The sequence below is a fragment of the Methylobacterium tarhaniae genome (assembly GCF_001043955.1).
Taxonomy (GTDB): Bacteria; Pseudomonadota; Alphaproteobacteria; order Rhizobiales; family Beijerinckiaceae; genus Methylobacterium; species Methylobacterium tarhaniae.
Window position 1 is genome coordinate 1 of sequence record NZ_LABZ01000217.1, and the last position, 6,286, is coordinate 6,286.

The 6,286-nt window shown below is 70.6% G+C and carries 6 protein-coding genes; 1 reads left to right on the plus strand and 5 read right to left on the minus strand.

The window, feature by feature from the left end; all coding sequences use genetic code 11:
- The 3 genes from VQ03_RS32250 to VQ03_RS26015 all read right to left on the minus strand — a co-directional run.
- The coding region (locus VQ03_RS32250; protein WP_048453819.1) for a pseudouridine synthase at window positions 1-1,049 on the minus strand (1,049 nt) is incomplete at its 3' end.
- 151 nt (window positions 1,050-1,200) lie between these two features.
- Complete coding sequence (locus VQ03_RS26010) at window positions 1,201-2,028, minus strand: ParA family protein (protein WP_053078737.1); 828 nt, start codon at window positions 2,026-2,028, stop codon at window positions 1,201-1,203.
- A 124-nt stretch (window positions 2,029-2,152) separates the two neighbouring features.
- On the minus strand, window positions 2,153-3,469 hold the full coding sequence (locus VQ03_RS26015; protein ID WP_048453820.1) for a replication-associated recombination protein A: 1,317 nt from the start codon (window positions 3,467-3,469) through the stop codon (window positions 2,153-2,155).
- A 157-nt stretch (window positions 3,470-3,626) separates the two neighbouring features.
- Between VQ03_RS26015 and VQ03_RS26020 the strand changes: the two genes are divergently transcribed.
- A complete protein-coding gene (locus tag VQ03_RS26020; RefSeq protein WP_048453821.1) occupies window positions 3,627-4,676 on the plus strand; it encodes a hypothetical protein in 1,050 nt (349 codons plus the stop codon).
- Window positions 4,677-4,958: 282 nt separating this feature from the next.
- Here the strand turns inward: VQ03_RS26020 and VQ03_RS26025 are convergent, their stop codons facing one another.
- The gene (locus VQ03_RS26025) at window positions 4,959-5,603 is read right to left on the minus strand and encodes a class I SAM-dependent methyltransferase (RefSeq protein WP_048453822.1); all 645 of its coding nucleotides are present in this window, start codon (window positions 5,601-5,603) and stop codon (window positions 4,959-4,961) included.
- A gap of 194 nt (window positions 5,604-5,797) precedes the next feature.
- Window positions 5,798-6,286, minus strand: a 489-nt coding sequence (locus VQ03_RS26030) for a DnaJ C-terminal domain-containing protein (protein WP_048453824.1), incomplete at its 5' end; no start/stop codon positions are given.

The following is a 6,286-nucleotide window of genomic DNA, read 5'->3' on the forward strand; positions in this document are numbered from 1 at the left end:
GGCACCCCGGCGGCGAGCGCCCAGTAGATCTTGCGCGCCGCCCGCGACCGGAAGGTCTTGGCCAGCGTCGCGGCGGCGAGCCGGGTCTTGGCGATGATGAGGCAGCCCGCCGTATCCTTGTCGAGGCGGTGGACGAGGCGCGGCTTCTGGCCGTCCTTGTCGCGCATCGCCTCCAGCAGGCCGTCGACGTGGCGGGTGGTGCCCGAGCCGCCCTGGACCGCGAGGCCGAAGGGCTTGTTGAGCACCATCATGTCCTGGTCCTCGTAGAGGATCAGGGAGCGCAGGAAGGCGAGGTCGCCCTCGGCCCGGGGCGAGTTCGGGGCGGGCGGACGCGCCTCCAGGCTCAAGGGGGGCACGCGCACGCTGGCGCCGGGCTCGACCCGGTCGGCGGCCTTGGCGCGCTTGCCGTTCACGCGCAGCTCGCCCTTGCGCACCAGGCTCTGGATGCGGGTGAAGGGCAGTTGCGGGAAGCGGGCCGAGAGGAAGCGGTCGATCCGCATCCCGGCCTCGTCGGGCGTCACCTCGAGGGTCTGCACGCCGGTGGCCAGCGCCTCGGCGGTCGCCTCGCGCAAGGCGCGACGGGTCGGGGGCTTGGATGCGGGAGCCTTGGATGCGGGAGCCTTGGATGCCGGGGCCTCGGATGCCCGGGCTCTGGCCTCCACGGCTGCGCGGCTCCGCGGGGCCTCGGCGGAATCCGGGCGCTCGCCTTCGTGCTCCGGCCGGCGCGGCCGGGCCGGGGGACGGCCGGCCGGCCGGTCCACCGCGCCGGCGCGCGGCCGGTCGGATCTCGGTTTGTCCGGTTTCGGCTTGGCGGGAAACTTGCCGGCCGGCACGCGGCTCGGCGCCTCGTCCCGCTCCCAGGGGGAGGCGTCGCTCATGTCGCGGCCGAAGGCGGCGCGGGTCGAGGTGGCCAGGCCGGCGGCGCGCTCGGCGGCGTCGCGCGCGGTGTTGCGCGGTCCGGTGCGGGCCCGCGGCGGGTGGCCCGAGGCGGGTCCGCCCGGGCCGGTCCGCGACCGCCCGGAACCGCCGCGATAGGGAGGCTTCGTCATGCGGCGGCTCGTAGCACCCGCGGCGGCGCCCGTCACGCCCGGCGCCTCATCCCGGCCCTCGATTCACGCAACCCGGCCCGGCCGACGCGCCGATCCCGGGCTCGAATGTTCAAGCCCGGAGGCTCAGGCCAGGATTTTCAGGTCCCGAGTTTCAGGCCCATGAGCCGGCGCGGGCGAATCCCTCGCTGCGGCCGATGGCGTCGGTGAGGAACGCACCCTGCTCGATGCCGAAGCGCTGGACCAGGTCGTCGGCGAGCGCGGCGAAATCGACCGTGGCACGGGAGTGCGGGCGGCAGCGCCGAAGCGGCTGGCGCCGGGCGAAGGCCTCGCTCACCGCCACGTCGACGCGCACGCCGCGGACCATCTGGCCCGGGCCGAAACCGGTGCGCAGCTGGGCCAGGGTCTCCTTCTCGACGTTGGTGCGCAGGTCGATCCGCATCGGGGCGATGGCCAGGCCCAGGGGCGCGGCGCGGAACCGCAGCATCGTCTCGTGGAACGAGCGGGCGAACTGGCGCACGCCGTCGAGACCGAGCGGGTCGAGCGTGGTGGGAACCACCACGCCGCTGCTCGGCAGGAGAGCGCAGATCATCACCGCCCGGGCGGAAGGCGGCACGTCGATCAGGACGAGGTCGTAATCCGGCAGCAGGGGCTCCAGGGCCTCGGCGAGGCAATGGCCGTCATCGTGGCCCATCTGCCCGTTGAAGCTGCGGTCGGCCGGGATGATCGCGACCCCGTCCTCTTCCGTCGGCTGCACGGCCCGGTCGAGGCTGCCGCCCCTGCGGCGCAGCGGGCTATGGGCATTCGGGTGGCCGAGTTCCGCCAGCGCGCCGAAGCCGAGCCCGCTATGTCCCTGTGGATCGAGATCGATCACGAGCACCCGGAAACCCCGGCTTCCGAACTCGGCCGCCAGGTTCACCGTGGTCGTCGTCTTGCCCGTGCCGCCCTTGCAATTGGCGACCGAGAGAATGCGCGTCGTCATCACGATTCCCACCCAGGCGAGACATGGTGCCCGCCATCATGGTCGGAAGTGACCTTCGGTCACAAGCGGCTGCGAAGGCCCCATGACGGCCTGTACAATTTCGCGCAAGATCGTCACCAAATCGTCACATCGCATCGTCCCGGCGGGACTTTCGTGCGTCCTCCCACCAGTCCAGCCGCTCCGCGACCCGCCGCTCGAAACCCCGGTCGGTCGGCGCGTAGAAGCGTTGCCGGCCGAGGCGCTCGGGCCAGTAATCCTGGCCCGAGAAGGCGTTGGGCTCGTCGTGGTCGTAGCGGTAGCCCTCGCCGTAGCCGAGCTTGCGCATCAGCTTGGTCGGGGCGTTGAGGATGGTGCGGGGCGGCGGCAGCGAGCCGTGCTCCTTGGCGGTGCGGGTCGCGGCCTTGTAGGCGGTGTAGAGCGCGTTCGATTTCGGCGCCGTCGCCAGGTAGACGGCCGCCTGCGCCAGGGCCAGCTCGCCCTCCGGCGAGCCGAGGAAGTCGAAGGCCTCCTTGGCGGCGTTCGCCACCACCAGGGCCTGCGGGTCGGCGAGCCCGATATCCTCCACCGCCGCCCGCACCAGCCGGCGGGCGATGAACAGCCGGTCCTCGCCGGCATCGAGCATCCGGCAGAGATAGTAGAGCGCGGCGTCGGGATCCGAGCCGCGGATCGTCTTGTGCAGGGCGCTGATGAGGTTGTAGTGGCCCTCCTGCGCCTTGTCGTAGACGGGGGCCCGGCGCTGGATCAACTCCTGCAGCAGGGCCGCATCCAGGGTCTCGCCCGGCCCGACCGAGCGCCAGACCTCCTCGGCGAGGGTGAGCGCCGCCCGCCCGTCGCCGTCGGCCATCCGCACCAGCACCGCGCGGGCTTGCCCGTCGAGGGGCAGCGTCCGGCCGGTCACCGCCTCGGCCCGGGCGAGGAGCTTCTCCACCGCCGCCTCGTCGAGGGCGCGGAAGACCAGCACCCGGGCGCGGGAGAGGAGCGCGGCGTTCAGCTCGAAGGACGGGTTCTCGGTCGTGGCGCCGACCAGCGTGACGGTGCCGTCCTCGACCACCGGCAGGAAGGCGTCGAGCTGGGCCCGGTTGAAGCGGTGGATCTCGTCGACGAAGAGCAGCGTGCCGCGGCCCCCCGCCCGCCGGGCGCGCGCCGCCTCGAACACTTTCCGGAGTTCCGCGACGCCCGAGAAGATCGCCGAGATCTGCTCGAAATGCAGGTCGGTCTCGCCGGCGAGGAGCCGCGCCACCGTGGTCTTGCCGGTGCCGGGCGGCCCCCACAGGATCAGCGAGCCGAGGTTGCGCCCGCGCAGGAGCCGGGTCAGCGCGCCCCCCTCCCCGGTCAGGTGCTCCTGCCCGACCACCTCGGCGAGGGTCGTCGGCCGCAAGGTGTCGGCGAGGGGACGGGGAGCGTCGCGGTCGAGGCCCGCGGAGGCGAACAGGTCGGACATGCCCGCATCAACACCCGCGGGCGGCGGAGCCGCAAGAACCCTTCTTCGGTCGCCCACCGCACAAGGGCGGGCCCGTCCGCCCTTTCCTGCCGCGGGAGCAGGCCCTACCCCGCGCCGACGCGCTTGCCGAGACACGGTCTTCAGCCTAGCAAGCAGCATGCGATTCAACTTCAACGTCGTCGGCCCGGCGAGCTTCGAGCTCTGGATCGCCCCCGACGACATGCGCCGCACGCCACGCCTGCGCGTGGTCATGGACCGGACCCGGGAGGCCGTGATCGAGGCCTGGGTCCACTACCCGCAGCTGAAGGAGTTCGGCTGGCATGCCCATGGCATCTGCGGCTTCAAGCTGAACGGCGAGAGCTGTCCCGGCCTCGATCAGGTCGAGCGCTACGACATCTACGACGGCGACACCAACATCCTGCTCTACCGGCACCGCGCCGGCGCCGCCTACCGGTCGGCCCGCGTGCTCGCGCTCGACTACACGATCAACCAGGACAACGCCGCCCGCGACATGCTCTTCCCGGAATTCGCGATGGCGTATTTCGGCATCCACGACATCCACTTCGACCTCTTACGCTGCATCATCGACATCAAGTACAGCGACTCGATGCTGCTGCAGGGCAGTCTGCTGCTGAAGCGCTACGAGGACGTGATCCAGTCGGGCGACTACGTGAAGACGATCCTGGTCGTCGATCCGTACGTCGAACTGGCCAAGCGCATCCTGTGGCTGCGCCGGATGGCGGAGATCGGCAAGGACCCGGCCCAGAGCTGGCGCGTCGACCACCTGCAGGGCCCCTGTGCCTTCGCGGCCGGCCTCGACCTCGGCAGCGTCTCCGGCTTGCGCAAGAGCTTCGACCGGATCGACCTCGACACCTATACCTGGCTGGAGAACCCGCTCACCCGCGACCTCTCCTGCACCTTTCCCGGGGAGGCGATGAAGCCGGGTCACTGGACGCTGGCGATCGAGGCGCTGTCGCGCTTCCACGTCATCGGCCACCAGCATTTCTGGGGCGCCTACACGGCGATGCTGGCCGACGTGCTGAAGCTCGAAGGCCCGGCCGTGCCCGAGCGCCGGGTGCCCGAGCCGGTGCTGGAACTCGCCGAGACCCTGAGCCGGGTGAAGGCCACGGTCGGCCTCGTCGAGATGGACATCAACCTCAGCGACAAGGTCTATACCATCATCGAGAGCCAGTGGGACAAGGCGTGATACCAACGGTCGAAAGACAACGACCTTTGGTTCCGTTCTCGAATCTTCGTCAAGCCCAAGGTCCCGGACGTCCGGGCTTGGCATCAAAAGCTTCGAGATGGATCAATGGCCCGATGCGTCAGCATCCTGGGCCATTGATAGGGTAGCGTTGCTGAAGCAAGCTTCGGCTTATCCCACTCTCGACCTCATCCTGAGGTGCTGCCACGAGCGGCAGAACCTCAGGATGAGGTCGCGGGTTGGACCGCCCCACGCTGCCGACTGGACTCGTGCAACCTGCGGCCCTCAGGGCCGGCGGTACACCCAGACCCGCGCCGGGGGTAGGTTCAGCCAGACCTTGTTCGAGCGACTGGCGGTGTAGGTGGTGGACTTGGCCGGGATCGGCGGCACCACCGCGTAGGTGAACTGCACGAACGGCGCGTCCGGGTGCATCAGGTCGTGGGCGGCGCTCAAGAGGTCGAGGCGCTGCTCCAGGGGCTTGGTGAAGAGCGGCAGGCTCGAGATCGTGGCGCAGGCCGGCTCGGCGACCACGCCTTCCAGGGTGGCCCGGATGTCGTAGGCGTCGCCCTGCAGCACCGTGGCCTTCGGGAAGCGCCGGCGCAGCAGCTTGCAGAAATCCGGGTTGTACTCGACGAGAACGAGCCGCTCCTGCGCGATGCCGCGACGCACCAGGGCGTCGGTCACCGGGCCGGTGCCCGGCCCGAGCTCGATCACCGGACCGGAGAGGCGCGGATCGACGTAGGACGCCATGGTGCGCGCGAGCATGCGGCCCGACGGCGTCACGGCGCCGGTGACCAGCGGCCGCTCGAACCACGAGCGCAGGAACCGCGCCTCGTCCTCCAGGATGTCGCGCTTCTTCTGGGGCTGCGGGTGGGGCAGCGGGCTCGAGACCGCGACGGCTTTGGCCCTGGATCGGTGAGGCAAAGGCAAGACCGAAGACCCTTGAACACGCGAAGAAAGTCGGTTGGGGAACGGCTGTCGTTCAAAGGCGCGCCGCCGTCAAGCCTGAGCGCCCGCACGAGACCCGCGAACCACGCAATCCCACCGCGCGGGAGAACGCGCGAGCACAGCTCCGGTTCGCGGATTCGTGCGTTCGGGCGCGGCCGGAGCCGCGCCAACGGCGATCAGGCGCGGCCGGAGCCGCTGAGGCCGTCGAAGAACTCCTTCACCCGGGAGAAGAAGCCGGCGCTCTCCGGGTGGTTGTCGGCCTGGGTGCCGTGCGTGTCGAATTCCTGCAGCAATTCGCGCTGGCGCTTGGTGAGGTTCTGCGGCGTCTCGACGAAGACCTGGATGTAGAGATCGCCGACGTCGCGCGAGCGCAGCACCGGCATGCCCTTGCCCTTCAGGCGGAATTGCTTGTTGGTCTGGGTGCCGGCCGGGACCCGGACCGAGGTGTGCGAGCCGTCGATCACCGGCACGGTGATCTCGCCCGACAGAGCGGCCGTCACCATCGAGATCGGCACGCGGCAGAACAGGTCGGCGCCGTCGCGCTGGAAGAACGGATGCGGCTTGATCGACAGGAAGATGTAGAGGTCGCCCGCCGGCCCGCCGCGCAGGCCCGACTCGCCCTCGCCGGCCAGCCGGATGCGCAACCCGTCGTCGACACCCGCCGG